General features: G+C 44.3%; 4 protein-coding genes and 1 pseudogene. All 5 read right to left on the bottom strand.

Annotated features, from left to right (window positions below; translation table 11 throughout):
- Window positions 1–263 (bottom strand): annotated as a pseudogene (locus tag NSCA4_RS15775) (hypothetical protein); the annotation flags it as partial.
- Between the two features lie 132 nt (window positions 264–395).
- Window positions 396–560 carry a hypothetical protein gene (locus tag NSCA4_RS15545; RefSeq protein ID WP_176621481.1) on the bottom strand — a complete coding sequence of 55 codons (165 nt, stop codon included), beginning with the start codon at window positions 558–560 and terminating at the stop codon, window positions 396–398.
- 69 nt (window positions 561–629) lie between these two features.
- On the bottom strand, window positions 630–1,184 hold the full coding sequence (locus tag NSCA4_RS0107740) for a hypothetical protein (protein ID WP_016687598.1): 555 nt from the start codon (window positions 1,182–1,184) through the stop codon (window positions 630–632).
- A gap of 17 nt (window positions 1,185–1,201) precedes the next feature.
- Window positions 1,202–1,990 carry an N-6 DNA methylase gene (locus NSCA4_RS0107735; protein WP_016687597.1) on the bottom strand — a complete coding sequence of 263 codons (789 nt, stop codon included), beginning with the start codon at window positions 1,988–1,990 and terminating at the stop codon, window positions 1,202–1,204.
- 53 nt (window positions 1,991–2,043) lie between these two features.
- Window positions 2,044–2,442 carry a hypothetical protein gene (locus tag NSCA4_RS0107730; protein ID WP_016687596.1) on the bottom strand — a complete coding sequence of 133 codons (399 nt, stop codon included), beginning with the start codon at window positions 2,440–2,442 and terminating at the stop codon, window positions 2,044–2,046.
- Window positions 2,443–2,793: the final 351 nt, after the last annotated feature.

The following is a 2,793-nucleotide window of genomic DNA, read 5'->3' as shown; positions in this document are numbered from 1 at the left end:
CCTGACCCGTTAAAGTCATAAAGAATGTTTGGCTTCATCCCCGCAATATCATGGGTATCTCTTGGTTCGGATATCTCCCCTTTCCATTCAAAACACAATGTCGCCGATCGGTTTCCAAGCTCATGTACCGGGACTTCGCCAAACGTACCCAAAAAATTCATCCCACCATCGTACTCCGTAATTTTAAATGGAGTATCAAACCTGCGGTTTGCTATCAACATATCAAACAAGCGATCAATGTGTTCACGCCTTAGTAAGAGCATTAGTTTTCCTTATGTGTTATTTTCCATCCCTGCCCACGTCAAACACCACTCAAAATCGACAAAGGCAGATATTTTGTCTAAATAGCTCCAGTTTAAGAGCTGTCAGCTACTAGATTGAATAGTACTAATTTTTCATAAATAAAAAAGCCCGCCGTAGGGGGCAAGAGAAAAATAGGCGTGGCAATTTTGCAGGCTGTCGAAGGTGCCGAAAAAGTTGCCTAAGTCTGTTTTTCTCTTGGGGTCGTGGGGACGTTTCTGCCGAACCTTGAGAGGCGGTAACGGGGCTGCGGCGGGCATTTTTTCCGTTCAGTTTCCTTCGGCATATAGAGGTCGTCTGAAATCGCTGTTTCAGACGACCTCTATATCTTAGTCATTGTAAATAATCTGCTCTACCGTCCACCATGTATGCGGGTAATTAGCCTTAAAATCTTCAATTTCCCATTGGATATTTTTATCGTCAACCCATGCATCATAGATAAATTTTTTGTCAGAACCTATAAAATGTGTTGCCCTTATGCAACCTTTTCTAATGCTCACTTCAATTTCAGAAACATTATCCAACATCAAAAACTTAATTAGGGCTTCGGTATCCAGTCGCGTTTCAGCGGGAATTTTACCTTTAAGGCATTCAGAAAACATTTTGTCATACGTTTCACGCGGCAATAATGCAAATGTTTCCGTCATCGTGCCTACGCTATAATCATGACAGATATCCTTCAACAAATCATAGGTCAAATCTGAACTGCCTTTTAACGCAGTTGCAAAAAGTTCGACACAATCGTCAGTCGTCAAGCCGTCATTCAGTGAATCCATATGCCGCCACATCCGCATAAAAATTTCTCGGATTTCCTTCGGGCTTAACGCCGAAATTTCATTTAAAATTCTATCTATCATATTTAATTCTTTCACATCCTGAATCATCACTCTTCTGCCTTTCTTCAAAACAAAACCAACTGTTCTTCCAATGTCAATAAGGGGGCGGTTATCTTCGTTTCGTCTTGGCTGTGCTGTTTTGCGTCGAAAGCGGCTATTTTGTCGGCTTCAATTTCAGCTCTCATATCGTCTTCAAAACCGCCACGCAACCAATGCACCGTCCGCCATGCCGTATGAAATTCGTTTTTTATACTGTCTCCATGTATGATTTTTGCGGGAATACCGTAAAAATGACATTGCACAAAACACATCCACACACACAAAACATCTATATCCACCGCAACCGTCGCCATATGCAAAGTCGGAACTTTTCCGCTATCGGCGATATGTTCCGCAAAGGCAAGCAGATTCGCACCGCTGCCGCAACATGGTTCAAGTAAGGAAACGAATCGTTGTTTATCCAGTTTCTCCGCCGCATCGATTCCCGTAAGTCTTGCCATCACTCTTGATACAGCCATCGGCGTAAAATACTGCCCGTTACGCTCGTTTGACGCTCCCAAGTCCATATAAAGCTCACCCAAAAAATCTTCGTAGCTTCCGACGTTCACCGCTCTAATGCAGCCCGAAGCCAAAACGCCCAACAGCTCAGGAAAAATTTTAAAAGCCTCTTCTTTATATTCTCGTCGGATAGTGTGGTATCGCTCCTCGCGTTTTTCCCAATCATCATCCCGCATATAACTATTAAAAATCGCAAGGGCTGCCAGCTCCACGAAATCACGAAAAACATCAGACGGTTTATATGTCGCACCGAATGAATAAATAAGTTTTTTCAGCTCTTTAACCGTGTTATCCATTTTTTGCTCCCGAAGGTTTCAGACGACCTTTGCCGCCCGAAACCGTTTAGCCATTACCACCAACTGTCATAGAAAACTGCCCGCCCCTCAGCTATCGCTAACCGCGCATTCGCTATAAAGGTTTTGGTTTCTGTAATGTCTTCGGGATAAATTTGCGAATCTCCAAAGAAAAAGCCCGGCGTGTGTTCTAGTTTTTCATCATTTAAATCAGCTTCCAGCCGTTCCAAATCTTCAAGTTCTAGGCGTACAATGCAACAATTAAATACATCAGCTTTGCCGCCTTTTTGCCGATATAGTTTTTCGATCCAGCCATGCAGATGGTTAAATTTCCGCCAGTACGCAAATTGATTCAGTTCTGCTTCATCGCGTTCATCCTCACTCACATTCACATCGGTTTGACGGTCGCCGACAAACTCGGCATTCATGGTGTAGCCGTACATATCAAGTCCCATTTGATAATCCTTTCATAAATGTTCATTCATAAATAAACAACCATCGGGGGCAGCGGCCGCCGTGTTGTGATGTCGTAAAAAATTTCAAAGCGCAAAAAGTCCGGACTGGCTTTGTGCGGCTTTCATCTTTGTCCGGTGCGCCCTTTCGGCGTGGTGGAAAAGGTGGAAGCCGCACAAAGCCAGTCCGGACTTTTTGCGCTTTGAAATTTAGACATCAACCAACAACACGGCGGCCGCTGCCCCCGATGGTTGTTTCAAACCTTCAGCCGCTTTGCGGCGTTTCCGCCCTTTTGGGCGGAATCAGGGTGGTAAAACCACCCTGTTTTTGGCACTCGTTGCCTATCCTGCGTT

The sequence above is a fragment of the Neisseria sicca 4320 genome, from assembly GCF_000193735.1.
In the GTDB taxonomy this organism is placed as follows: Bacteria; Pseudomonadota; Gammaproteobacteria; order Burkholderiales; family Neisseriaceae; genus Neisseria; species Neisseria sicca_E.
This window is presented reverse-complemented; position numbering and strand designations above follow the sequence as displayed.